Raw genomic sequence first — 26,275 nt, 5'->3', positions numbered from 1 at the left:
TTTGTTGTTTAATAGTTAGTAGATTTATTTTTAATTAGGGGTTCCAGTTATCGGTTCCGCTTAAAACATTTATTTTATTAAAGTTTGTTGCTTGCTCTTTGGTTAAGCTTTTTGCCCAAGGCACACGCTTTGTTGAAGCACCAGGACCTGAGGTATTATACTCGGCATAAAAAGTAGTTTGCTCGGCATGTGGCTTACTCCAATTGTGCCATCCTTCTGGTTTAATATGGTTTTCCATATAACAATCAATCCAAACGGTTTGTGCATAATCTCGCCACGGTCTACCTAAATAAAACGAATGTTTTTCGGCTTTACTCAAAAGCTTACAATTGTAGAAAACCATTCCGTATTTAGTATCTTTTTCGGTAGATGCTGCCGTAACATAACCGTGGTCTTTACTCACAATGGTACAGTTTTCAAAAAATGCTGTAGACCATCCAAAAATAAAGTCGACAGTTCCCTCAATGTAACAATCTTTATAGTATTGACGACTCTCTTTTCCGTGGAGGTACAAAGTGTCTTGATTGCCTAAAAATTTACAATTATTAAAAAACACTCGGTCTCCATCTACACGAACTGCCACTGCTTGTCCGACAGGACCTGCACTGTTTTCAAATGTAATATTTTCAGCATAAAAATCGTTTCCAAAAATAAAAAACGACGTAGAACCTGTAGTTCCCATTTCTTCTCCAAAAGCATTGTGTTTGCTGGCGTAGTCGTCGAATGTTAATATTGTTTTTTCTTTGTCTTCCCCAATAAAAGCAACATTGGTTTTAGAGGCGGGGAGTACTAACTTTTCTTTATACACCCCATTTTTTATGAAGATGCGAGTTTGCTTTTTTCTGAAGTTTGGAACTGCATCAATAGCTTGTTGTACCGAAGTGAAATTTCCTGTTCCGTCGGCACTTACCACAAAGTCAAATACTGAATTTTTTAAAAGCGAATTTGCATAAACTTCGATGTTTGAATAATTTGTTGACGCATCAATTAAATGCGCATCTTCCTTTGTAGTTTCAAGTTTGTTAAGCTGTTCCCAAGTATCTGGAATTCCGTCTTTGTCGGTGTCTTTTTCAGCAATAACTTCTTTTAAAACAGGCCAACCACCTACATCATTTTGCGAGTCTATAATTCCGTTTTTGTACGTTGTTGTTCCGTTTTTAACTTCAGAAACAATTCTTAAATCAACCGCATCTCGCACTTTACTAGCACCTGCATTTTTGAGCACTAGAGCATAGGCTTGTTCGGCCGATTGAGTTTCAATGTTATCAATTTTTATAGGTGCTGAAAGTTTTGCTTCCGAAGGATTATCAGCAATAACCCCCAACCAATTATCATTTGTGATACTTTGGTTTCCTTCGAGAAAATTCCCCGAAAGGAAAAACTTTCCATAAGGTTCATACGGATTTAAAATTCTATCTTTTTTGTCGGAAGACGTTGCAGGACCAGGTTTTAAATAGTTGTTCACTACATTGTAACTTCCTTTTTCTCCGCCGTAAATATTGTTAAGCTTCCAGTTATAAATAACATTGTTTCTAAAATCTACAAACTCATTTTCGGAGTTTTTGGTAGAAGAAGAACCGCTAAATCTCGGATTTCTGTTGCTATTACTCACAATTAAATTATGGTGAAAAGAAGCATTTACACCACCCCAAATTCCGCCGTAACCATGTGCGCCTTTTTTATGCACAGAACGGTTAAGTGCTTCGGAAATAATACACCATTGCATAGTGAAATTACGCGTGTTGTAAAATGAAACATTCTCGTCGGTAGACCAACTTATGGAACAATGGTCGATGATGACATTGCTGATGTTTCTACCACCCAAAGCATCATCTTCAACCCCAAATTCGTCGCCCATTCTGAAGCGCATGTATCGGATGATAACATTATCAGCTTTTACACTCACTGGATAACCTTTAATGGTAATGCCATCGCCAGGCGCTGTTTGTCCAAGAATGGTTAAATCGCCTTTGTTAATATCTAAATCCGACTGTAAGGTGATGTTACCAGAAACCGCAAAAACGATTGTTCGAGGGCCACTTTTTAAAATTCCTTTACGTAAACTTCCTTCGCCACTATCGTTTAAATTGGTAACCACATACACTTGTCCGCCTCTACCACCAGTGGCGTAGCGACCAAAACCTTCGGCTGTTGGAAATGCCAATTGCTGAGCACTTAAAAAAGTACTTAGCATGATAAAAAATGAAAAAAGAGGTAGTAATTTTTTCTGATAAAACATGTAATTATTCGTTTTGTTGTTCGGTAATTGATGCTACTAAACTATTAATATACACTTCTACATTGTCGTATGCAGAGCTCAAATCATTTCCGTTTGGATTATACGCTTCTGGGTCTAACTTCATGGCTGTTTTCCATGCATCTGGCATTCCGTCGTTTGAAGTATCTTGCGGAGGAGTTTCACTTTTAAGTTCTGGCCAACCTCCAACATCGCTTTGCGTATCGATAATTCCTTTTGTACTTCCGTTAGAACCAACGTAGGTATAGCTTCCTGTTTTAACTTCGTTTACAATTCGTTCATCAATAGCATCTCGAACAAATGAAGCCCCGCCATATTCAATTACTTTTTTATAAGCTTCTTCTGCGGAATGGGTGGTTACATTATTTTCAATATCCAAAGGAGTTGTAAGCTTCATCGCTTGTTTATCTGCTTCAGAAACTTCTCCATAGCTATGATGTATTTGATTGTAAACTCCGTACGTCCAATTATCTTGTGTGGCTAGTTTACTGCCTTCCATGTAATTTCCGGAGATATAAAATTTACCCCAAATATCGTACACTTCGGTTCCTTCGTTTTTATTTTTATCAATAGCGATAATTCTATCTTTCTTTACAGTTGCAGGACCTGGTTTGTAATAACAATTTACAATATTTACATTCATAGCTTCCCCGCCATAAGTACTGTTGCTTCCCCAATTGTAAATTACATTATTTCTTAAATCGACTAAATCTGTAAGCGCAAAAGCTTTTCCTGCTTGCTCTCCCAAACGCGGATTTCTACTATCGTGGTGCGCCAATAAATTATGATGAAAAGACGCTTTTTTACCACCCCAAATAGCTCCGTAACCATGTGCTCCTTTTTCGTGAACAGAGTTTCGAAGACTTTCGGTTATAAAACTCCATTGTAGCGTGGTGTTTTCATTGGCATAAAAAGTAGCAGTTTCGTCGGTACTCCAACTTATCGAGCAATGATCAATCATTAAATTTTTATGAAACCGAGATTCTAGACCATCGGCTTGTTGTGCTTTGGCATCGCCCATTCGAAAACGCATATAACGTATAATTACATTATCAGCATTAATAACTACTGGGTAATCTTTAATGGTAATTCCGTCGCCAGGAGCTGTTTGTCCAGCAATGGTAAGGTTTCCGTTTTCGATATCTAATCTCGATTTTAAACTAATGTTTCCAGAAACTTTAAAGAGAATGTATCGTGGACCTTCGGTTTCTACTGCTTCTCTAAAACTTCCTTCTCCGCTGTCGTTTAAATTGGTCACAAAAAGTACTTTTCCGCCACGTCCTCCTGTGGTATTTCTTCCAAAACCTTCAGCTCCAGGAAATGCAAAAGCTTCTTCTTTTACTTGTGTTGGTTTTTCTTCGGAAGAATCAGCTTGCGTAGTATCGTCGTCATGATCAATCCCTGTTCCGTCAGAATTAGAGCAACTAATAAAACAGCTTAATAAAAGGATGAAAATAGATTTTTTCATGAGTTTACTTTTTTTGTTTTGAATTGTTAAAAGTGCAACTGCTTGAAAAAAACCAAAGCCAGCACCCGCTATGCCTATTTGGGTGCCAGCCTTAGTTAAGGTTGCATACTAACTAAAACAAACTATTTATTATAATTGTGCTCTCCACCTTGGGTCTCCAGAATTGTATTTTCCAGAGAAGCCGGAGTCTTTAAAGTTAAAATCATTATTATCTGTGTCTACCCACAAATCGTCTTGTGTACCCGAGTAGTTTCCTACCGGGAAGCCTGGAATTTCTTTTCCTTCATTGAAAGAGAAATTGGAAGTACTGTAAAGATTTAGTAAATCGAAATTGGTATTTTCTAAACCTTCTCCAACACCTTGGATTCCGTAAACTCCTTCTCCAGATTGATCCCATGAATGTCCGAAAATCGAATTTTTAATTTGAATTCCGTTAGCAACGTCGCTGTTTCCATCACCACCACGGTAGCGTAAAAAGCGTGCACCAGTATTGATAAAGTTTGCAAACGTACAGCTCTCAATTACGATAGATTGCGAGTTGTTTCTAGACTGAATTCCGGTATCAATTTTATTAAACGTACTGTTGCTAAACGTGATATTGTTGAAACGTGCCGTTGGTGTATCTCCAGCATCTGCAGGGTTGGTATCGGCAGTGATAATTCCGTAGTTACCAATACTATCTACCACACTGTTATTAATGATAAAGTTATCGATCTCCACAGTTCCTCTAATTCTCATCACACCTCTTAAAGTACCAATTTCGCAATTTTCGAAACTTACTTCTCTAACGTAGATATTATCGGTGTTTGGGTTGAAGATATAATCTCCTGAATAATCTTCACCTCTCAACTCGATATCTACAAAACGGATGTGATCTATATTTGAATTTTCTGCGATATTCCAGTTACCAGTAGTGTAAAGTTTTGCTTTTTGCTTGCCAAAACCATAGGCCGCTTGAATGGTAATCGATTTGTTTAAATCGTCTTCTGGAAGATCGTAAGTAACTCCATGTTTTACTAAAATGATTGCTCCGTCTGGTGCTGTTGCAACGGCATCGGCAACTGCACTTGCGCTTTCATTCTCTCTAACGTCAATTACATTTGGATCTGAAGCATCGATATCGGCAACTCTAGTGGTATAATTTACCCATCCACGAATATCTTCACCACTGTAAATTGCAATTTGATATTCGGTTTCTGGACTTAATCCTTCAACAAAACCTTCTCCGTTTTCGTTTTCTTCACTTGAAACAGGAGTTTCGTCAAATAGAGGAGTTTCCAGTTTTAAATCGGATGCAGCAAATACTTGAATTCCGGTAACGGCCGCACCTGCTGGTGTCCATGTTACTCTTGCAGCTACATCGGTAACGTCATACGCTTCTGGTACATTTAAAATAGTTGGGAAACGTTGTGTTCTTACATTTCCTAAATCAGACGATTTACTATCGTATTGAGGGTCGGAAGCGTGTGCAGTAGCACGAACTTGATAAAGTGTGTTCCAAAATAAATCTTCACCTACAAGTTCTTTGTTTATAGCCACGTAGTTGGTATCAGTTTCGATGGTATATTCTACGGTTGTAAAAGTATCTCTACTCACTTCGAGTGTGTACGATTGCGCTTCTTTTAGTTTTCCCATGTTTACAATAATGGTATTTCCTTCAGAAAAAAGCTCTTCATTTAGTACAGGTCTAAAAAGTCTTGTTTGCTCAAAACTTCCGTCGTCGTCTTTATCGCAGGCATTAAAAAGCGTAATGCAGAGCAATAAACCTAGAAACGATTTTATATTAAATATGCTATTATTAGTTTTCATTTGTTCCTTTTTTAAGTTGATTTAAAATCCGTAGCCATCGTTTTGTAAGGTTCCTTGGCTATTTTCTATCGCGATTGTTGGTATCGGGAAAATATAGCGAGCTACTCCAGGGTTTGGCCCGTTAATGTAGTTTTCCCAGTCGCGTAAAATCCACTCGTCGTACGTTGTTGTATCGTCGTGTAAGTCAAGTAAAAAAGGAACTTGATTCCATGTATCATCTGGCGGAGCAACTACTCTAGAATTCGGATTTAAAATGGTAAAGTTTCCTTCTTCATCCAGTTTCCAATACATATAGTCTGGTAAATCGGTAGTTCCGTTATAGGCTTCGTCTGCTAATTGTTTTAATCCTTCTACGGTTTCTTCCATTTTTTCAGAATAAATTCCCCATCTAATCAACTCGTATTTACGAATCATTTCACCTCCAAACTCCCATGCACGTTCGTTTACAATTGCTTCAAAAAACGAATCTTTACTTGCAGAGATATTGTTGATGTATTGGTCTACTTTTTCAGCCCAATCAGTATCCTCAAAAGCTCTTTGACGAACTCTTCTTAGTGCGTTTTGTGCTTCGGAAGTTGGACCGTTTAATTCATTTTCAGCTTCAGCATACATTAATAAAACATCTGCATAACGAAGCATTGGCCAGTTAATTCCAGTACTTTTTGCAGTGGATGCTCCTGGAGGTGTTTCTAATAAATGACGACCCCATTTTCCTTGAGAAATATTCATTGGTCCGTCTATAAATTCTGGTTCAAAATCGGCATTAATTCTGTACAATCCGCAGGTAACATCACGACGAACATCTAAAGTGTCGAACGAGAAATAGTAGGTTACAGGCATTGCCATATAGTTGTTTCCAGAACCGTAATTGTGTGACGATGTTGGTCCTCCTTCTACTTCGATTCCGATATTCCAACCCACATCTCCACTGTTTAATGAAAACGGAACTTCGAATAAAATTTCGCTGTTTACAGGCGTTTGAAAAGTTACATTGTTTAAGAAAATCTGACGAAAATCGGTTGGTAATGGTCTGTCTTTTAAGTCCATTAATTTTTTAGCGTAGTCGCGTGCAATAGTGTAATACTCTTTATAGTCTGATGCGCGCGCTTGCGATAAGTCTGGTTTTAAATAATAACCTCCTCTTTGAAGCGATAAACGAGCAATCATTCCTAAAGTATATTCGCGGTTTACTTGCTCTACACCAAAACGAGTTTCATCTGCCCAAAGCATGTTTTCTTCAACTTCAATAAGCTTTTGTATTTCGCCACTTAAAATTGTGTTTCTATCGGTTTTAGGTAAGTTAAAATCATCACCGGCTACAGGCGCATTTACTACGTAAGGCACATCGCCAAAATAGTAAATAAGCATGCTGTACCAATAGGCTCTAAGTGTATAAGCTTCTCCTAAAAGTTGATGCATTGTTTTACGAACTGTTTCATCTTCGTTTTCAAGATTTCCGCTGTTCGTAATTCCTTCAATAGAAATATTTGCATCTCTAATTGCTTGGTATGCGTATGTCCAAACAATATCTAAATCTCTGTTACTTGGAAGTGCGTCCAAATTCCAAATTTGATACCTGTCTCCATTACTCGACCAACCCGATTGATGTTCGATATCGGTATTTCCTGCCATGTTGTTTGACAAACGCGAACGGAAAGCATCTTGGTTAAAGTACGAGTAAATTGCATTTACCCCGTTTCTAGCATCGTCTACGTTTGAATAAATGTAATTATTATCGAAAGTAGAGAGCGAATCTGGCTCCATAAAATCGTCATCGCAAGCACTTAAGCAGAGTGTCAATGACAATGAAGTAAGAATTATTTTTGCTGAATTATATATATTTTTCATTTTATTGACCTTTTAGAAAGTTAAGTTAAGACCTAAAGTATACGAACGGCTTCTAGGGAATGAAGAATAATCTACCCCTGGTGTTAAACCTCCATTAGTTGAATCCACCTCTGGATCGTAACCAGAGTAATTTGTCCAGATATGCAAGTTTCTTCCAGTAGCAAAAAGTCTAAACTGACTTAATCCTACTTTAGAAATCCATTGTTTTGGGAAGTTATACCCCAATGTTAAGTTGTTTAACCTTAAAAAAGAACCGTCTTCGATTGCCCAAGAGTGTACTACTGCACCTGCAATTCCATGACTCGCATGCGACCAAATAGCTTTATCGCCATTCATTTGTTGTAATTGGTTAAGGTCGGTTACTACTTCTCCTGGAGTTCCTGTGTATTGCCCATCAACATCGATGTACGTAAAACGGTTGTCCGAATTCATCGTGTTCAGCATATTTCCGTAGGTAACCCTTCTAAATTGGTTATACTGAATTTTCCCTGTGTTATACACATCGTTTCCGTATTGATAGTTGAAGAAAATTCCTAAATCAAAACCTTTGTAACGCGCATTAAATCCGAAACCTCCTTGAAAATCTGGCATTGCATTTCCGATTACTTGACGGTCGTCTGCATTGATTTCTCCATTACCATCAAGGTCTTTCAGTTTTAAAAACCCTGGACGGATATTTGTATTTCCTACAACTCCACCTGAAGAAGCTATTCCGTCTTTTAAAATATAATTTCCAGAAGCTTCGTCGTAACTTTCAAAGTCATCAACAGTGTACATTCCGTCGGTAACATATCCGTAAATATCTCCAACTTTTCCACCTACTTTTAAGTAGTAATCGTTGATGTTATTTAAATCGGTACTCGCCCAATTCGATCTAAAGAAACGCTCATTGGTACCATCTAAAGATTCAATTTTAAAAGTATTGGCACCGATGTTAAAACTAGCCGATAAACTAAAATCGGCACTTTCTACGATATAAGAATTTAACCCTAGCTCAATCCCTTCGTTTGAAGTTGAACCTACGTTATCCCATTGTGTGTCAAAACCTGTATTGTTTGGAATAGCCGACTCTAATAATAAGTCTCTTGTTTCATTTTTATAGTAATCGAAACTACCATTTAATCGGTTGTTGAACAATGCAAAATCGATACCGATGTTGTTGGTTACTGTAGTTTCCCATTTTAAGTCTGGGTTGTAAAGTACATCGCTACTTGGCGCATAGTACACATTGTCTACGTTTCCAAAACCAGGACCACGATTGGTTGTAGCACTAAATAAAAACTGAGTTGCTGTAGGATCGATACGGTCGTTACCAGTTTCTCCATATGTAATTCTCAGTTTAAGCTCGTCTACAAAATCTACATTTTTCATGAAGTCTTCGTTTTCAAGTTTCCATGCAAATGCCAATGCTGGGAAAATTCCTAGACGATTGTCCTTTGAAAAACGGCTAGACTCATCACCTCTAAAAGTAAGTGTCCAGATATATTTGTTTTGAAGTTGAAAATCTAATCTTCCAAATAAAGAACGACGGTTAACATCCGTATCTTCCGAAGTTAACAATCTATCTACACGACCAAAAGCCATGTTTGCAAAAAGCTCTTCTGGAGTAATAGATAATCTAAAATCTTCCGAACGAATAAAACTTCTTTTACCTCCTGCTGAAGACATTTCGAAACCAACTAAAAAGTCTAATTTATAATCGTCTCCCCAATATTTTTTATAGTTTAATGTGTTTAACCAACGGTATGAATCGTTGTCTCTGTTGTCTTTTTGTCCAAGAGGCATGCTTCCTCCGTTGTTAAAAGACTCACCGGTTAAAGGCCCGTAAAATCGAAGGTCTTCTCTAAATTTCTTTTCCGTAGTAAAAGTGGTTTTAAAATCTAAATCAGAAAAAATAGACCATGTTAAACCAGCATTCAATACATAGCTGTTTTCGGTTCTTTTACGCCAATCTTGCTTTACAAGTTCGGTAGGATCAACCAAGCTTAATAAGAATTGTTGGTAATCGTCGTCGCTATTTGGCTGATTTAAATCGATTTCCAATTCATCTGCAATACCATTTACAGGACGCGCTTGAACCGCATCTTTAATTTTTAACTGTGCATTGCTAGAAGTACCTGCTCCATCGATAACAGAGTTTGTAATTCTGGCAGAAACATCTAAACGCAACGGATCGGCTAATTTTTGATTCAATTTAAAGTTTACCGCTGTTCTTTCGTATGCAGATCCTGTTAATAACCCTTCGTCATCATTTCTAGAAACACTCAAACGCATTTTCGTCATGTCTGTACCACCACTAATTGCAATGTTGTGGTATTGCGACAAACGAGAACCTCCAAAGAGTTCCTCTTGCCAATCGGTTCCTTGTTTAGATCTGTACAACTCTATATCGTCGTACTTACCAAAATACTTTTCAAAATTATCTACTTGAGATTGCCCTTGTAATTTAGCGTACTCGTAGTTTGCAAATACATATTCGTATGGCGATAGCACATCGTAACGTCTGTCTTCTGGAAGTGTATTAAACTGAAAGAAATTGTTATACGAAATAGAAACTTTTCCAGCCACAGGAGATTTTGTAGTAATTACAATTACCCCGTTTGATGCCTGTGCACCGTAAACTGCTGTTGCAGCAGCATCTTTTAATACATCTATACTAGCGATATCGTTTGGTGGAATATCATTAATGCTACTTACAATAAATCCATCCACAACGTATAGTGGCGAGTTATCTTGGGTGATAGAACCACCACCACGAACACGAATTTTAATTTCTGCTCCTGGCTCACCATCGGCTGTAGTAACATTTACCCCTGGAAGTCGACCTGCAAGTGCTTCCGCAGCATTCGAAACAGGAATTTTAGAAATCTCTTTTGCCGACATTGTCGCAACCGACCCTGTCATATCCTCACGCTTTACCTTTCCGTAACCGTAATCAATCAATACAACTTCGTCTAATTGGTTTACATCTGGATCTAAACTTACATTAATTTCAGGTTGATCGTTTACCGCTACCTCTTTGGTTACAAAACCTATGTACGAATAAACTAATGTTGCATTCGGACTCGAAACGGTAATGCTGTAGTTTCCATCAAAATCGGATGCCACACCATTGCTTGTTCCTTTCTCGATAATGGTAACCCCTGGTAATGGACCAGATAAATCGTCTCCACTTACTTGTCCTATTACTTGAAGTTCCTGAGACGCAATCGTTGTAGTAAAAAGCAGAAAAAAAAGCAGCATTGAAAAACACCACCAATTTTTTGTAGGACTTTGGAGAGTGCTTAAGCCCTGCGAAGAACCCAAGCAACTTGAAAAGTGTTGGTTTGTCATAAAAGTTATTTTTGGTTAGCTAGTTAAGTATCGACTTCAATTAATTTACAAATGCAAAAACATAGTCTTTTTGACTATAAGATTATTTACAAAACAGTGTAAAAATCATGTAATCGATTGCACAAATATATCCATAAATTAAATATATCCAAATTTTATACATAAAAATTTAGCATATATGTAAATTTTAACCCCTAATAATACGAAAATAGAGCTCTGTTAGCTAATTTATAACGGTGAAAAGAAGGTGAAAACTCAATAATTGTAATCGATAACATTGTTCAATCTTATCTTTTATTAGAATGTTAATATTGCCATAACTAAATCTTAATATAGTTCTACATACTTTTACTTTTATGGTAAACCCCAACTCGGCAAACAGTAATAATTTTAGAAACTTCGATTTTTATAATTATGTAAAAAACAATTATAAAAATCATAGTGCTTTTATACATGAGGCTATTGAACCTAAAAACAACTTTATTTATGAAGCTTGTACAAAATCCAAATATATCTATGAAGTTGTTCAAGGAGCTGTAAAACTTGGGAGTTATACACAGGATGGAAGTCCATATATTTATGATGTTATTGGGCAGGGGAATTTTTTTGGAAACTACGAATTTTTAAACGATGGACAATTTTATGAGTATTCAAAAACCCTGTTAGATTGTAGATTACGGAGATATAACCTTAATTTCTTCAAATCTACAGTTTTAACCAATCCTATTGTTTCAGAATGGTTTATAAGCTATCTTGTTAGTAGGTGGGTTAATGCTGAAAAAAAAATTAGAATGGCTAATGAAAAAGGAGCCTTAGAAAAGCTAAAATATCTAAAATACTATTTTAATTATCAAGTAAATGATTGTTTTGGTGAAGAGTATTTATTATTTGAACTCCTTACTCAAAAAGATTTGGGTGACCTTGTAGGGGCCACCCGTCAAACAATTGCAAACACTTTACAAAAAATTGAAATTAATTGTTTTTAATCTTTTAAAATGCCAGGATATAACACCCCGTCTTTTGGTGTAAAGTTAACTTCTAATATTTCAGCAACAATAGGTGCAATATCTTCAATATTCATTGTTTCAATGGTTTTGCTTTTTTGAATACCAGCTCCCCATGCCACAAATCCAGTTTCAATAGCTTTAAAGTTAGGAAAATATCCATGTGTTCCTCCCTTCCTAGGTTGAATAATGTCTCCTTTTGTAGATCCAGACATTGCTACCCCTGGAATAGGAGCAAGGGCCAAAACAGCTTCTTTTGAAGAACCTTCAGTCTGCAACTCTTCCTTAGAAACAACTCTAAATAACTTCTGTATATTTTTTGGTAAACTATTTAATTTATCTTTAACCATATTGAGTGTTTTAGTATCATCTGGATTTTTCAAAATTAAAAATGCAGAAGCTCCACTTGTATGAAAAATAGCTTTCCAATTTCCACTATTCTTAGAATCGTCTAACAACCCTAGATCTTTCAACCAAATATTAGGACTTATTGAACTATGAATATCGACAAAGCCATGATCTCCAGTGACAATAATTGTAAGTTTATCATCGATATTAGCTCTTTGAGCCGCCTCTCTAATTTTACCAATTGCTCTATCGGTTGCTGCTAGAGCTTTATATACTGTAGCTCCTTTTTTTCCTTCAGAATGTTGGAAGTGATCTGTTGCTATTAAATGTATTGACATGAAATTTGGCTTGTATGTTTCTAAAGTATATGCAGCCATTTCTCCGGTGCGGTCTTCTCTGTTTAGATAATCTCCGTTAAAATTATGCTCTGTTAAGACTCCAGTTGCAGCTTTTTCCAATTCTGCTAAAAATCCTTTTGGATTTTCATTTTTTCTGTTTTCAGCCATAAATTTGGAGTTTTTATCTAAGCTCCATACTTCAGGAATATTATAATCAATAGGAGCTCCAACACTAACAGGCCAAAAAAATGAAGCGCTTGTTAAATTAGCATCTCTAACCGCCTGCCATAATGTTTGAGATTTAATTAAATCTGCTTCCCAATACCATTTCCCGGTTTGCACTTCAGGCTCAAATGGTGCATTATAATATATCCCATGATTATAGGGTTTATCGCCTGTTATTAAAGTTGTATGGGAAGGATAGGTAACAGAGGGGAAAACCCCTCTGACACCTAATGCTTTTGTTCCTTGTTCAGCCATTTCTTTTAAGTTGGGTGCAGGCCATTCTTCTTCGAGATAAAAGTCAGGCCTAAATCCATCAATTGAAATCAATACAACATATTTATCTGATTGTGCATAAATTAAACATGTTACTAAAAAACTTAAAATTGTAAGAATATTTTTTTTCATAATAAAGTAAAATTAAAAAGAGTATCTAGCTCCTAGTTGTAAACGCCATGGAGTACCACCTATTGGAGTGGTTCCAGCTCCTGTTTGAACGTCGTAGTTATATCGTTGTGTATCTTGATTAAAACCGGTAATTTTCATAAAATCTCGGTTCCCAAATTCATGATTAGCTCCCCATTCTTTGCTTAATAAATTTGAAAGATTAAAAATATCAGCCGATAGTTGTAGTTTTTGATTTTTATAGAAGTTAAAATCTTTAGTTAAGCGCATATCTATAGTATAATAAAATGGATTTTCACCTCCATTTCTTTCAGCAAAACCACCAAAACTATTTTTTAAATAGTCTTTAAAACTTTGTGCTGTTGAGGGATCATTTAAAATTTGTTGATATGCGTCACTGATGTTTTGAGGTGTAGTTGGATCGTTTGGATCATAGATATATGCAATATCATTTCGGAGATTAAAATCTCCATTAGCACTTGTATTATCGTCTACCATAAGGCTATATCTAGAACCACCTGAACCTATTGCAGTAACTCCTAGCTTGAATCCTTTCCAAGATGGAGTAGCACCATTTAAGATAAACTTTGTTCCAAAATGATTATCTGAATAACCATAATTTAAATCTCTTGGATCGCCTTCAACAGGTAAAAAAGTTGAAGTATTTGCTACACAACAATTATAAGATGAATTATCTTTAGATTTATTAAAAGTTATACTTGTGTTAATATAACCATCTTTACCAATTGGAGCTCCAGCTTCAATTATTAAAGCAGCTTGATCTACGATACCATCTGATGTTAACAATAATGCTCTTCCAACTTTATCGGATTGTCTTGAATATTTCCAATCGATTACTCCATTCTCTGGAATTGTGTTTGCAGGAACAAAAACTTCTCTTCCTTCAGGAGTTACAAAATATGGTTCTGCAACAAGATTAGCTTCTTGATATACATAATTATTTTTTGTGTGGCTAATTAAAGCATTTACCCCAATGTTTATCCCATTCTCAAAAAAATGTGTATAACTTAGGTTTGCTTTATAAATAGTAGGAACTTCAAAGTCCTTACTCACAGCATTAATTGTTGAAAAAGGAACTTCTCCTTCTGGAATTCCAGGTGCAGTAGAAGGGTCATTTCTATAATCATTAAAATTTGGTGTTGGTACAGCCGTACCAGTAACGTCTATAGCTCCCAATAAAGTACCACTATTTTGTATATTATTTACCTGCGCATAATAATGAGGTTGAGATGTAAACATCCCTCCTCCAAGTCTTATAATATCTGAATCTTTTCCATTTACATTCCAAGTTAATTGTAATCTTGGCTGAATATTGTTCCAATCATTAGGTTTAACATCTGTACGAATTCCTAATTCTTCATCTACAACAGGATTATACTCTGCTCCATCTTGAAATGAAGTTGCATCCCACCTTAAACCCGCAACCACATTTAAATCTTTGTGTAAATAAAAATCAATTTCAGCAAATAACGATAAGTCTAATACAGTTTGTTTAACCAAAGGGGTTCCTTTAAGTGGAACTTCTCGTGCATATCTGCTAGGGTTTAGATTTTCAAAATCGTCTAATGAATCAAAGAAAAATCTTCCGTTCTGTTCGTTAGATAATAATGTTTCTAAATAAGTAATTGTATTGTCAGTTCCGAAGGTAAAATTAACATTATCTAAATTCCAATATGCAGTATTAGCAATATGCCATTGTTTTTCGAGGTTAGTTTCTGGAGAATATCTTTGCCCTCCTAATTGTACATCTCGTGCGCTTGTATTACCATTTGGTAGTACAGATTCTACTTCAACTATTGCTCTTGGAATGTTTGCATGAGGTAATTGTGGACTTGGATTGAAAGAGCGTTCTGCATATTGATATTGAATTTTGAATTCATTTGTCAATGAAGACGAAAAGTTAGACCTTAATGATAAAAGCGTACTATTCTCCTTTGATTTATAATCCGACCATGATTCTACTATTTCAATGTCGGAATTGTCACTCGAATTTAATGGACTATCCCAATCATTATATAAGTTTCTAATTGTAAGACGATGTTTATCATTTATTTGCCAATCTAAACGTGAAAAAAAGTTATTTGCAGTCGTTTTTCTATCAAACTGCCCTACTTGCTGTGAGTCACTTACTCCATATAGGTTTCTCGCGATACTTAAAAAACGATTTAAATTTTCTTCTGAAATACCCAATCTATTAGCGTCTGCATCACTTTGTATATCTGCTATACTTACAGGATCCCCAGCATCTTGGCGTTCATATGTAGTAAAAAAATGTAACTTATTTTTAATGATAGGTCCTCCAAGACTAAAACCATATTGAGAAGTATAAAAATCAGCATTCCGATCTTGTCCTGCAATATTATACTTGCTTTGTAATGCATCTGCTCTATGATAGAAAAAAGCACTACCATGAAGTTCATTTGTACCAGATTTGGTAACAATGTTTAACGCACCTCCCCCTTGACGACCTTGGGTTACACTATAATCATTTGTCGACACTTCAAACTCTCTTACAGCTTCTTGAGATAAAGTATATGGTCCACCACCAATTTCTCCAGCAGTAAGTGTATTTCTAGCATTTGCACCATCAATAGTTAAATTAGTTGAAGACCTACGTTGACCTCCAAGATTCAAAGATCCTCCTCCTTGTAGAGGAGACAAACTAGTTAGTCTCGTGAAATTTCTTCCTTCTGAAGGTAGATTTTCTATTTGAGCACTACTAATTTTTGTAGAAGAACCTATTTGATTAATCCTTTGAGTTAAGCTTTCTCCAGTTAATGTTATTTCTTCTAAATTGTTAATATTCTCTTGCATCACGATATTAAACTCAACAACATCACTTTGATTAAGTATAATATCATTTTTTACAACGGTAGAAAACCCTATATATGATGCAGAGAAATGATAGGGACCTCCTAAAGGTAATTGTTGAAAAATAAAATCTCCTTCTTCATTCGAAATTGCTCCAGTTTTAAAACCAGTAGAGGTGTTTTCAAGCATTATAGTAACCCCCATTAATGGTATTTCATTTGAATCTGTGAACTTCCCTCTTATGGAAGCATTTGTTGATTGAGCATTTAAGAAGTTGATTCCGCAAAGCATAATAATCAACAATAAATGTCTAATGTTAATTGTATTCATGTTTTTAGTGTTAGTTTTTATTTTGCAAAACTATTTTGAGTGAAAAAAAACATGATGTTAATTTTTAACATGTCGATAGACTTAACGTTATATTAATAAACCTCTTCAATCGTTAGAAATAAAATTCAAAATTGTTCTTTCAAAAACTCCCTATCTTTGCAAAAAAATAAGTGATGAGCAATATTCGTATTACCAAACAATTTAATTTCGAAACAGGTCATGCCCTATACGGTTACGACGGGAAATGCAAAAACGTTCACGGCCATAGTTACAAACTATCGGTTACTGTTATCGGGAAGCCAATTACCGATACTTCGCACGTAAAACTTGGTATGGTAATCGATTTTGGCGATTTAAAAAAAATCGTAAAGGAAGACATCGTCGATGTGTTTGACCACGCAACGGTTTTTAATAAAAACACACCGCACGTAGAGCTCGCACACGAACTCGAGCAAAGAGGGCACAATGTTATTTTGGTTAACTATCAACCAACTAGCGAAAACATGGTCATCGATTTTGCCGAAAAAATAAAAAACCGACTTCCAAATCACATTCAATTACATTCTTTAAAACTACAAGAAACCGAAACTTCTTTTGCCGAGTGGTATGCCTCCGATAATAATTAGAGCGTTCCCTTCGGGCGGGCTTCTTGCCTCCCGGCAGGCAGGTACGCGCTACACGGTAGCTTGCTCCAATCCCTAACGCAAAAAAAATTATCTTTACCATCAAAACAACAACTACATGATTATTCCTGAAGGAAAAAAAATATATTTCGCATCCGATAATCATTTGGGAGCTCCCACAAGAGCCGAAAGTGCCGAACGCGAAAAAAAATTTGTGGCATGGCTCGATATTGTTAAAAAAGACGCTGCCGCCATTTTTCTTTTAGGAGATTTATTCGATTTTTGGTTTGAATACAAAACAGTAATTCCAAAAGGTTTTACCCGTACTTTAGGAAAACTTGCCGAGATAACCGATTCGGGAATTCCTATCTACTATTTTGTTGGAAACCACGACTTATGGATGAATGGCTATTTTGAAGAAGAACTCAATATCCCTGTATACCATTCACCTAAAGAATTTACTTTTAACAACAAATCATTTTTTATTGGTCATGGCGACGGCTTAGGTCCTGGAGACAAAGGCTATAAGCGCATGAAAAAAGTGTTTACCAACCCCGTAGCCAAATGGTTTTTCAAATGGTTACATCCAGACTTTGGTGTAAAATTGGCACAATACCTCTCTGTAAAAAACAAATTGATTTCTGGAGATGAGGATATAAAATTCCTTGGCGAAGATAATGAATGGCTTGTGCAATATTGCCACCGAAAACTACAAGACAAACACCGAGATTATTTTGTGTTTGGCCACAGACATCTTCCGTTAGAAATTAAATTGCAAGACAACAGTACTTACATCAACCTTGGTGATTGGATACATTATTATACCTATGCCGAATTTGATGGCGATAAAATGCACTTAAAAAAGTATTAGTTAGCCATTATGCTGATGCGTTTTAAAACTCTCTTTTGCATTGGCTATAACATTCGCTACTTTCGCTTCATCGATTGCATAAACTTTTGCTATTTCTTTTGCGCTGAGCTTTCCAAATACACTTAAATCTACAATGCTAGAAACACACTCGGGTAATAAGTTGTAAAATCTTCCTACAGTTTCGCTGTCGGAATGATATATTTCGTTGTGTAAATTAAAATGATTAATCACCGCAGTATTGGCGCTCTCGTCAGTAAAAACCTCATCGAAATTACTTTGCTGATTTTTGTTGTATGAAATATCATCCAAATCTTTGTAAAGAATCGTTTCCTTATCGGCATCTACAAAAAATTCGATTTCCAACGATTGTAATTCGCCTTTTAAAAAATCGTCTGAGTTTTCGGTACTCGAATTTTCAAGCTCTTTGGCTAGGGTGCTTTTTAAAATTTCATCCACAGTCTTGAAGAGTAAAATTTTAATATCCGTATCGGTTTTCTGAAGGTTTTCTTCGTAAATTTTTAAAATAGCATCGTCTATAATTCCTGTAGAATTGTATAAGTTTTTAGGTAAAATTCCTTTGTTTTCAGCAACATGCAAACGATGTTTTACATACGGATGTAAATTCTCCATGTATGACAAAATACTTTTATCAAACTCATTCAAATTGCTTTTTCCTTCTAATTCATTTAAAGATTTCATGGTTGTTTTGTTTTAGTGTTTAATGCCATGCAAGTTGAGATCGTTCGTCCCAATATTTAGCACTTTTAATTTGATACGTTTTTAATGATTGCAATTCTTCTTCTGAAAGAGAAAAAGTATTGGCTTTTAAATTTTCTTCTAAATGAAAGATTGTCGACGCACCGCTAAGTACAATATTTGGCTGTAAGTTGTCCATACAAAACCGTAGTGCAACAGCATCAATCCCAACGTTATATTTAGTTGCCAATTGCTCTAAAGTTGTGTAAAGAGGCTGATATTCAGGATAGTTTTTATTTCTGAAAACACGTCCATTTGCCAAGGCTTCTTTTACGATGATGGTTTTATTGGCAGTTTTTACGTCTTCTAAAACAGCGTGAGTACTTTGCTCTAAAATATTATACGTTACCTGAAAACTATCAAACAATTCGGTGTTATTTATCTTAATTTTTAGAGCCTCTTCAATTACGGTTTGTTGTTGAGTTCCACTCGTTGTTAACCCAATTTTTACGCCGTAATTTTGCTTAATCTCGGCGAGCTTTTCCAACACTTCAATATTAGATAACACACCACTTTCTAGCGTAGCCGAATGTATTTGGTAATACGTAAGCTTGGGCAATAGCACTTTTGATATTTCCCACTGTTCTTCGAGTTTTGCCAGCGAATGTTCTTTTATCTCATGTTTTCCTTCGTATCCAAGTATCCAATTTGCAACATAAGTGTAGCCCCATTTTGTTCCGAAGAAAACATCTTTATTGTTTCTAGAATTGTTCCATTCGGTTAAAAATGCTTCTCCTTTTCCGTATGAGGGTGCTGTATCAAAATATAAAATCCCCCGCCGATACGCTTCGTCTAAAACTTTAAATGCGTTTTGTTTAAAGGTTTCTTCCGATTTATTTTCAGTAGCAGCACTGTTTACATTAATATATTCTGGACGCCCCAAAGCGGCCATTCCTAAGCCTATAATGGTGTTTTTCGCACTCATTAATCGTATTTAATTTGGCAAGTAGTACAGGTGTACGTGTTCTCGTCGATGATAATTCCGTTAATGTGTTTGGTAACAATTTCTTTTATAAAGCTATTGTATGTATCGTCTAACGGACTAATATTTTTGGCACGCATGAGCTCGTAAAAATGTCCGTCCCATTCCTGGCTTCCCCAACAATTTGGGCAAACTCCTTCTGGTGCTTTTCCTACGGTTTCGTTGTTTTCTTTCTTCTTAAAATAGGCTTTTACGCTTTCTACAATGTTAACTTTCATATCTATTTCAATTAAATTATACTTCTTCAGTTTCAATAATAACATCGCTTTGTAGGGTTCGATGCACGGGACATTTTGAGGCTATTTCTTTTAATTTGCTTTTTTGACTTTCATCTAAATTTCCAACAAACTTTAACTTCTTTGAAATATGGTCTATTCGTCCAGGTTTTTCCACATCCAACATCAAATCGTCGGTATGTTTTTTAGAGTGCGTTACATAAACAAACACTTCTTGTAAGTCCCAATTTTTACGTTCAGCATAAAGTTTCAAGGTCATGGTAGTACAAGCAGCGAGGCCAGCACTTAGATAGTCGTACGGACTCGGACCAAAATCGTCTCCTCCAAAACTTTCGGGTTCGTCGGCAATTAAACTGTGCTTTTTAGTTTGGATATTGGTTGTAAAATTATCTTCGGTAAGGTTGAGGTGAGCAACCAACTGCTCGCCTTCAGTTTTTAACATCTCGTGTGGTTTAAACTCAAAGTAACGAGCAACCCAAGTTCCAATCATATTCCCTGCATACACACTGTCTTTTGCGTTTGAAAGTAAATGATCGGCATCGTCTAAACTCACAAAACTTTTTGGGTGCATGGCTTTGTGGTAAAGGTCTTGGGCATTTTCAATACCAACAATTTTATCAAAAGGAGCGTGCATAATCAACAACGGGCGTCTCAACGATTTTACAATTTCAGGAAGATTGGTTTTATCAAAATCTTGCACAAATTCATTGTCAATATTAAAAGGACGACCACCAATGTTAACTTCTATATTCCCTTTGTTTTCGATATCTGAAATTTGGTGAGAAAACAAATGTTTAACGTGCGATACTGTTGCTGGCGCGCCAATGGTAGCTATGGCTTTGATATTATCCAACTTTGAAGCAGCTGCCAAAACAGCCGCACCGCCCAGCGAATGACCTATTAACAGCGAAGGCGCTTCGTAGTTTTCATCTAAAAAATTATTAACCGCCAATAAATCGTCTACATTGGCAGAAAAATGACTTTCGGCAAAACTCCCTTCACTTCTGCCTAAACCAGTGAAATCAAAACGCACTACACCAAATCCAAAATTGGTTAGCGACCTACTTATATTTTTTACAGCATCAAAAGTGCTGTTGCAGGTAAAACAGTGTGCAAAAATGGCGTAATAACTCGGTTTTTGATTTGCTGGAAGCTCCAAATAAGCCTGGAGTGTATGTCCTTTTTTATTGACGATTTGTAGTTTGGTGCTTTTCATTTTGGTTGGTATTGGTTATACATTTTTTAATTTTTCGCTGTCGGCATATTCAGAAAAATCGGTTAAAATCTTTTTTAACTTCGGATGGATATAACGCTCACAAAAAGGCTTTTCGGGGTTGTTGTAATAGTAGTTGTGAAACATTTCTTCGGAAGGTTTAAACTGCTTATACATCAAAACTTTGGTGATTATTGTTTCTGAAAAATCACCTTGCAAGGCTTCCAAAATTTTTTCTGCAACAATTTTTTGTGCTTCTGAAAACACATAAACTGCCGACTTATATTTGTCTCTCCAGCTATGGTTAACGGTGCATTTATGCGTATGAAGATGTATTTCAATGAGTGTTTTTAAGTCAATTACTTCTGGCTGAAAATGCACAATAATTGCTTCAGAAAACTCATCATCATCCGAGGATACAAAACCTTGCTCCACCAAATCTACTCCAATTAACGATTGATAAATGGCTTCCATACACCAATAACAGCTTCCACTCAATGCAACTTTCATCATCATTTACGCTTCTACAACTTCAACACCTTTCCAAAAGGCAACATAATCTTTTATCTCTCTTGCCAATTCCGATGGTGCTGGATAAAACCAAGCTGCATCTTCATTTACTTTTCCATCTACTTCAATCGAAAAATAAGATGCTTTTCCTTTCCACGGGCAAGTTGTATGTGTTCCGGTAGTTTTAAAAAACTGTTTCTTTATACTTTCTGGCGGAAAATATTTATTCCCTTCAACCTCTTTTGTTTCGCTACTTTCTGCGATTACTTGATTATTCCAAATAGCTTTGTATTTCATCTTAAATCGTTTTAGTTAACTCTTTTATTTTAAGGTCTAATCGTAATAAAGCGTTGTTGGGATCGGAGCCAAAAATAGATTGTAAAACAACACCATTTACATCAATTAAAATCCAATGTGGTGTTCCTCCCGCTTGATACGCTTTAAAAGTTGTTGCCTCGGGTTGGTCTCGATATACTGGAAACCGAATATGGAATTCTTCTTTTGCTTTTTCCAATTCGTCGTCGGAGTATACGCGTCCTTCAAACCGTGTATGAATTCCAACAACAGCAACTCCAACATCTTCATAAACAATTCTGTTTGCAAACGGAATTGCTCTGCCTTTGCATCCTGGGCAACCCATATAGAAAAATAAAATCAAAAGTGGTTTCTCCTGAAAATCATTTACGTTTGGTACTTCTTGATTTTCCGAGATTGGAAGCAACGTCCAATCTTGTAATTTTTCTCCTATATTCATTCCATTAAATGATTATTATCGAACTGTAGTTTTCGAATAATAACAGTTCGAAATGCGTAAATAATTAAAAATGTAATCCCAATAAACATTAAAATTGTACCCACATACAGCGTTATACTTGGTACACTCCACACCGAATCGTTCTCGTAAATTGCACCGATAATTCCAGAAAGCACATAACAACCTGTAGCGGTATACAAAAGGGTACTTGCCCTTGTTAAAAGTCCGAGTTGTTTAATCTTTTTTTGGGCTATGGTGTGTTGAAATGGCGAACATTTCTTTGAAACTAAAGCACCTATTTCACTACTTAATCCCATCATTTGCGTGGCCGTAGACAAAATTAACATGCCCAAACCTGGAAGTATCGTTATCGGGATATACCAATTCATTTTTATGATTTAAAAACAGGGGTTTCTCCTTGTGCTAATTTCAACCGTGTCCACACATTCATATTAATAACAATAGCTGCAATTTCCGCTATTTCTTCAGTTGAAAAATAGGGTGTTAATGCATCGTGATATTGCTGAAAATTCTTGTGAGTTCCTTCGGTTAAAATATCGGTGTATGCGAGTGCTACTTTTTCTTTTTCAGTAAATAAATCGCTATTCCACCAAGAAGAAATATTATCGGTTTTAGCTTCAGAAATTCCAACCTCTCTAGAAGTTTTAGCATGAAGAATTACGCAATAGGCGCATTCATTTTTTTGCGCCACACGCAACCTAAGTAATTGCGCCAAATGTTTGTCAACTTTAAGATTTGCAGTATATCCAAAAGCCGTTGCCATTTGTTTTGCCAGTTCTAAAAATGGGGTGATCGATGGGTCGAACCGTTTGTTTTCAAAAATAATATCATCCATAATTTATATTTTTTTATAGTTCATTAAAAAATGTATCACTTTGGCTTCTGGCATTTCACAGGGCTTCAAACTTTCTGCAGTTTGAGTGCTATAAAAATTCAGACTGATAAAGTCATTTCCGCCCAACTCTTCAGCATAAACTTTAATACTTTTTCCATTGTTAAAATCTGTTCTGGTAACGCCGTATTTTTTTTGCTGATACATCACTTCGGAATATCCAACGGGTAAATTTTGTATGCGTTCTAAAATCATTCGTTTGACAATGCTATTCCGCCCCAAACCACTGAAAACTTTCTACAATGAATTACTAACGATTGATAATCGGAAAGTTCTATATCCTTTGGGAGTTTGTATTTCTGCGCCCCTTTATTCGATTTCAATTCGGCTATAAATACGCCTCCTTCTTCATCAACAGCATCTCTATTGGCGATTTCATCTATAGCTTTTGGAGAGAGGTACAGTTTTAAATCGGGACCAGCAAGTGTGTAAAAGTTACTCCCGAGTACAAAATACATCTCGTCGTTTTCCAACTGTATTGCCCAATCTCCTTTAATGCTATACACCTTGTCTACCCACTCATTGCCCTTTTGCGCATTGGTATTAAAATATGTCATAACTAAAAGTACTAGTGTTACTACGGTTGTTTTCATAATTTTTGATTAAGAACTACACGACAGCATCGAACAGCCTACTTTATGGCGTGCCCATTCGGGGCGTTTTGCAAACCATTTTTCATTTGCTGGTTGCTCATCGTATGGTTGTTTTAACAACTTATATAACTCATCTACAAGCGAATAATTGCCTTTTTCCGCTTCATCAATAGCCAATTGTGCCATATAATTTCTCAAGACATACTTTGGGTTTACCTTATTCATCTGTTGCGCTCTTTCTTCATCTGTTGCCGTTTCTCTTTGCAATCTCAATTTATACGCATCAAACCAAGTGTTCCATTTTTCAAGTATTGCTCCTTGAATTTCTTCTTCAGCATAAAAAGCATCTTTTACAAAATCTATTCCTGCTTCGGAAGTTGCCTTCGGAAATTTACTTAATTTACGGAAAAAAATCGTCATATCAGTTTCAGATAGTTCTAAATTTTCTTCTAATTGCTGAATTAATTTTTCATCTTCTTCAGTTTCAGATTGTAATCCTAACTTTTGACGCATCATTTTTAAAGATTCTTTTTCAAATGAAGTTTTATAGTCATTTAAAATAGCTTCCAAAGGTTCAGCTTCATCAACAAGCGGATACAAGGCATTTGCCAACTGATATAAATTCCACAAACCAATATTCGGTTGATTTCCGAAGCGATATCTTTTATGAACAGCATCGGTGGTATTTGGTGTCCAACCAAAATCGAAACCTTCCAGCCAACCGTATGGGCCATAATCAATTGTTAACCCCAAAATGGACATGTTGTCGGTGTTTAAAACCCCGTGCACAAATCCCACGCGTTGCCAATGCACAACGGTAGTTAAAGTTCGCTGAGCAACTTCTTTAAAAAACTGGATATAGGTTTCTTTTGAAGGCGTTCCCAAATGCGGATAAAAGTGCTTGATGGTATAATCGGTTAGCTCTTTTAGTGTTTTGTGGTCGCCTCGAGCAGCAAAAATTTCGAAGTTTCCAAAACGGATAAAACTCGGTGCAACGCGACAAACAATTGCGCCTTGCTCAAAATCGGCATTTCCGTTATACAACATATCTCGAAGCACTTGATCTCCTGAAAGTGCAAGCGACAACGCTCTAGTTGTTGGCACTCCCAAATGGTGCATTGCTTCGCTACATAAATACTCCCGAATAGACGATCTCAGCACCGCCAAACCATCGGCAGAGCGAGAATAAGGAGTTTCTCCTGCGCCTTTAAGCTGAATTGCCCAACGCTGATTGTTATGCACTACTTCAGCTAAATTAATAGCACGACCGTCGCCCAATTGTCCAGCCCAATTCCCAAACTGATGTCCGCCATAACACATAGCGTAAGGCTTGGTATTTGGCAACACTTCGTTTCCTGTAAAAACGTTTAAAAAAGTCTCTGTTGACTTTACTTCTTCAGGAATTCCAAGAGTTTCCAACATTTCATCAGAAACATGTATAAGTTTTGGTGCCGATGTTTTTTTAGGCGAAACAAACGAAAAACAAGCTTCCTTTACTTGTCGGCGTGCCTTCCCTAAAACAGCATCTGCTGGGAGTTCTTCAGAAAAAGTATTGTCTATATTTAGGTTTAAATTCTTCAAAATATTAATGTTCTATTATTGATTTCCATTTATCACTTCGGCTAGCTACAGCTCGCACGTACGAGCAAACAGCAACAGCTTTGTAACCTTCTTCAGTAAGTTTTTCAAAAGTTTTTTCAACCAAAACTTTACCAATTCCTCTACCTCTTAATTGTACAGGCACTTCGGAATGTACTAAATACATTTTATCATTTTTAAGCTGATATTCAACTTTTGCTTTTTCACCGTTTATATCGAGTACAAACTGATGATTTTCTTTGTCGTGTTGTATTTCCAAAATAGAAGGTATTAGTTTGTTAATCCATTTATTAAGCTCATCGGTTCTGGGGTTTCGGAGCTTTTTTGTTCCGATGGTAATCGTTGGAAAATTTAATTTCCCAGATTCGTATAAACTCCGAAGTTCTTCTGCATAATTTTCATTTTCAATTACATCTAAAAAAGAAAAAGGAAGCCCTCGCGCTTCTAAAAATTCTTTGTAGAAGCGCGTTTTGTGGCAACCTTTTGCTCCGTATAATTTAATTATCGGATTTTTATCTTGCATTTACACAGTTTTTAAAAACGCAATAGCATTGTCAACATTTAAATGAAAATCTGCAAAAACTACATTGTCGTGTTTGTCAATAAAAATAAACCACGGTGTTCCGCCTGTTTGGTAATTGGTTAAAATTTTAGAACGATTGCCTGTAGAAGCATCTCCAGGGTCGTGCCCAAACGGAATCTTTAAATTGTATTTAGACTGTGTTTCTAACATTTTTTCATAGGTGTTGGCATCGTGCCCTTCAAAAACAGTTTGCACGGCTAAAAAAGCTACATCGTTTTTGTCTTTTAATGCGTCTACCATTTTTTGTAAAGCAGGCAACCCTTGACTATGACAGCCTGGACACCAACTCTGAAAACAGTAAACTACTTTAAATTTACCATTATAATCTGATAATTTTATAGGCGATGTTTCTTTTCCGTTGGCATCTACCCATTTTTCAACTTCAAATTCTGGAGCTTTAAAAACTTGTTTTTCTGTATGTTGCGTATTCATCAAATTTCCTTTCTGC

General features: G+C 36.2%; 24 protein-coding genes. 3 read left to right on the top strand and 21 right to left on the bottom strand.

The features are described from left to right. Positions 1-34 precede the first annotated feature (34 nt). The 5 genes from JMA43_RS02860 to JMA43_RS02840 all read right to left on the bottom strand — a co-directional run bounded on the left by JMA43_RS02860 (position 35) and on the right by JMA43_RS02840 (position 10,625). Positions 35-2,194, bottom strand: a complete 2,160-nt coding sequence (locus JMA43_RS02860) for a pectinesterase family protein (protein ID WP_342154748.1) — start codon at positions 2,192-2,194, stop codon at positions 35-37. A gap of 49 nt (positions 2,195-2,243) precedes the next feature. Further along, a complete protein-coding gene (locus tag JMA43_RS02855) occupies positions 2,244-3,725 on the bottom strand; it encodes a pectate lyase family protein (RefSeq protein WP_342154746.1) in 1,482 nt (493 codons plus the stop codon). Positions 3,726-3,854: 129 nt separating this feature from the next. Continuing rightward, the gene (locus JMA43_RS02850) at positions 3,855-5,534 is read right to left on the bottom strand and encodes a DUF5123 domain-containing protein (protein ID WP_342154744.1); all 1,680 of its coding nucleotides are present in this window, start codon (positions 5,532-5,534) and stop codon (positions 3,855-3,857) included. Between the two features lie 21 nt (positions 5,535-5,555). Beyond that, entirely contained in the window at positions 5,556-7,382 is a 1,827-nt protein-coding gene (locus JMA43_RS02845; RefSeq protein ID WP_342154742.1) for a RagB/SusD family nutrient uptake outer membrane protein, read from the bottom strand. A gap of 12 nt (positions 7,383-7,394) precedes the next feature. Then, a complete protein-coding gene (locus JMA43_RS02840) occupies positions 7,395-10,625 on the bottom strand; it encodes a SusC/RagA family TonB-linked outer membrane protein (protein ID WP_342154740.1) in 3,231 nt (1,076 codons plus the stop codon). 446 nt (positions 10,626-11,071) lie between these two features. On the opposite strand from JMA43_RS02840, the gene JMA43_RS02835 reads away from it, so the two are divergent. After that, positions 11,072-11,701: a Crp/Fnr family transcriptional regulator gene (locus JMA43_RS02835; RefSeq protein WP_342154738.1), complete on the top strand. Its 630-nt coding sequence runs from the start codon at positions 11,072-11,074 to the stop codon at positions 11,699-11,701. On the opposite strand, the gene JMA43_RS02830 is transcribed toward JMA43_RS02835, so the two are convergent. After that, positions 11,698-13,035, bottom strand: a complete 1,338-nt coding sequence (locus tag JMA43_RS02830) for an alkaline phosphatase family protein (protein WP_342154736.1) — start codon at positions 13,033-13,035, stop codon at positions 11,698-11,700. The genes JMA43_RS02835 and JMA43_RS02830 overlap by 4 nt on opposite strands. Positions 13,036-13,047: 12 nt before the next feature. Further along, positions 13,048-16,194 (bottom strand): TonB-dependent receptor, encoded by a 3,147-nt coding sequence (locus JMA43_RS02825; RefSeq protein WP_342154734.1) that lies wholly within the window; start codon positions 16,192-16,194, stop codon positions 13,048-13,050. Between the two features lie 173 nt (positions 16,195-16,367). On the opposite strand from JMA43_RS02825, the gene JMA43_RS02820 reads away from it, so the two are divergent. Further along, positions 16,368-16,820, top strand: a complete 453-nt coding sequence (locus JMA43_RS02820) for a 6-pyruvoyl trahydropterin synthase family protein (protein ID WP_342154733.1) — start codon at positions 16,368-16,370, stop codon at positions 16,818-16,820. A gap of 115 nt (positions 16,821-16,935) precedes the next feature. Next, on the top strand, positions 16,936-17,688 hold the full coding sequence (locus JMA43_RS02815) for a UDP-2,3-diacylglucosamine diphosphatase (RefSeq protein WP_342154731.1): 753 nt from the start codon (positions 16,936-16,938) through the stop codon (positions 17,686-17,688). On the opposite strand, the gene JMA43_RS02810 is transcribed toward JMA43_RS02815, so the two are convergent. The 14 genes from JMA43_RS02810 to JMA43_RS02745 are packed head-to-tail and all read right to left on the bottom strand — an operon-like array spanning position 17,689 to position 26,259. Beyond that, positions 17,689-18,387, bottom strand: a complete 699-nt coding sequence (locus JMA43_RS02810) for a hypothetical protein (RefSeq protein ID WP_342154729.1) — start codon at positions 18,385-18,387, stop codon at positions 17,689-17,691. 19 nt (positions 18,388-18,406) lie between these two features. Beyond that, complete coding sequence (locus JMA43_RS02805; RefSeq protein ID WP_342154727.1) at positions 18,407-19,369, bottom strand: aldo/keto reductase; 963 nt, start codon at positions 19,367-19,369, stop codon at positions 18,407-18,409. Beyond that, entirely contained in the window at positions 19,369-19,644 is a 276-nt protein-coding gene (locus tag JMA43_RS02800) for a hypothetical protein (protein WP_342154725.1), read from the bottom strand. Before JMA43_RS02800 ends, JMA43_RS02805 begins: the two co-directional genes overlap by 1 nt. Before the next feature lie 16 nt (positions 19,645-19,660). Continuing rightward, positions 19,661-20,878 carry a bifunctional alpha/beta hydrolase/OsmC family protein gene (locus JMA43_RS02795; RefSeq protein ID WP_342154723.1) on the bottom strand — a complete coding sequence of 406 codons (1,218 nt, stop codon included), beginning with the start codon at positions 20,876-20,878 and terminating at the stop codon, positions 19,661-19,663. A gap of 15 nt (positions 20,879-20,893) precedes the next feature. Next, positions 20,894-21,391 (bottom strand): peptide-methionine (S)-S-oxide reductase, encoded by a 498-nt coding sequence (locus JMA43_RS02790; protein WP_342154721.1) that lies wholly within the window; start codon positions 21,389-21,391, stop codon positions 20,894-20,896. Further along, complete coding sequence (locus tag JMA43_RS02785) at positions 21,392-21,682, bottom strand: DUF427 domain-containing protein (protein WP_342154719.1); 291 nt, start codon at positions 21,680-21,682, stop codon at positions 21,392-21,394. Position 21,683: 1 nt separating this feature from the next. Beyond that, positions 21,684-22,139 carry a peroxiredoxin family protein gene (locus tag JMA43_RS02780; protein ID WP_342154717.1) on the bottom strand — a complete coding sequence of 152 codons (456 nt, stop codon included), beginning with the start codon at positions 22,137-22,139 and terminating at the stop codon, positions 21,684-21,686. After that, a complete protein-coding gene (locus JMA43_RS02775; protein ID WP_342154715.1) occupies positions 22,136-22,528 on the bottom strand; it encodes a hypothetical protein in 393 nt (130 codons plus the stop codon). Before JMA43_RS02775 ends, JMA43_RS02780 begins: the two co-directional genes overlap by 4 nt. A gap of 2 nt (positions 22,529-22,530) precedes the next feature. Further along, positions 22,531-22,995, bottom strand: coding sequence for a carboxymuconolactone decarboxylase family protein (locus JMA43_RS02770; RefSeq protein ID WP_342154713.1), 465 nt, complete (start codon positions 22,993-22,995; stop codon positions 22,531-22,533). Between the two features lie 3 nt (positions 22,996-22,998). Further along, a complete protein-coding gene (locus JMA43_RS02765; RefSeq protein ID WP_342154711.1) occupies positions 22,999-23,247 on the bottom strand; it encodes a peptide methionine sulfoxide reductase in 249 nt (82 codons plus the stop codon). Continuing rightward, the gene (locus JMA43_RS02760) at positions 23,244-23,645 is read right to left on the bottom strand and encodes a DM13 domain-containing protein (protein WP_342154709.1); all 402 of its coding nucleotides are present in this window, start codon (positions 23,643-23,645) and stop codon (positions 23,244-23,246) included. Before JMA43_RS02760 ends, JMA43_RS02765 begins: the two co-directional genes overlap by 4 nt. Before the next feature lie 9 nt (positions 23,646-23,654). Further along, positions 23,655-25,229 carry a protein adenylyltransferase SelO gene (locus JMA43_RS02755; protein WP_446719395.1) on the bottom strand — a complete coding sequence of 525 codons (1,575 nt, stop codon included), beginning with the start codon at positions 25,227-25,229 and terminating at the stop codon, positions 23,655-23,657. A gap of 1 nt (position 25,230) precedes the next feature. Beyond that, positions 25,231-25,767, bottom strand: coding sequence for an N-acetyltransferase (locus JMA43_RS02750; protein WP_342154706.1), 537 nt, complete (start codon positions 25,765-25,767; stop codon positions 25,231-25,233). Further along, positions 25,768-26,259, bottom strand: coding sequence for a peroxiredoxin family protein (locus JMA43_RS02745; protein WP_342154704.1), 492 nt, complete (start codon positions 26,257-26,259; stop codon positions 25,768-25,770). Positions 26,260-26,275 lie beyond the last annotated feature (16 nt).

This window comes from Joostella sp. CR20 (assembly GCF_038433465.1).
Classification (GTDB): domain Bacteria; phylum Bacteroidota; class Bacteroidia; order Flavobacteriales; family Flavobacteriaceae; genus Galbibacter.
Note: the sequence above shows the minus strand (reverse complement) of the source record. Positions and strands in the feature narration are given on the sequence as shown.